Consider the following 421-nt stretch of genomic DNA (forward strand, 5'->3'; position numbering starts at 1 on the left):
ACTCAGCACTGCGTTCGGCACTGACGGAGTCGCCCAGAATGGCAAAATCACCTATGGCATCAAGGCGTCAGGGCTGACCGTGCCGCAGCAGCTCGTGCCGAGCTGGAGCGTCGCGCTCCTGCCCACCGACATCGACCTGAACTTCGGCGGCGCCAACATCGACCTCGACAGCATGGCGAAGAAGGCGATCGAAGCCTTTGATCTCAATCAGGATCCGCCGCTGTCGGCCGAATTCGGCGAACAGCTCAAAGTCGACTTCATGGCCAAGACGCCGAAGGTCGTCCTTGGCCACAGCACCGTGAAGAACAAGGACACGGAGATCGCGCTGGAAGGCGAGATGACGTTCCCCGGCGAAAAGCCCGAAGGTAGCGTGACCGTCGATGTCGCCGGCTTCGACAAGCTTGTCGAGGGCCTGCAGGAG

At 61.5% G+C, this 421-nt stretch carries 1 pseudogene; it reads left to right on the top strand.

Features of this window, described 5'->3' with window-relative positions:
• Positions 1-421, top strand: a pseudogene (locus EN935_RS40315) (hypothetical protein); the annotation flags it as partial.

The organism is Mesorhizobium sp. M7D.F.Ca.US.004.03.1.1 (assembly GCF_003998635.1).
Lineage (GTDB): Bacteria > Pseudomonadota > Alphaproteobacteria > Rhizobiales > Rhizobiaceae > Mesorhizobium > Mesorhizobium loti.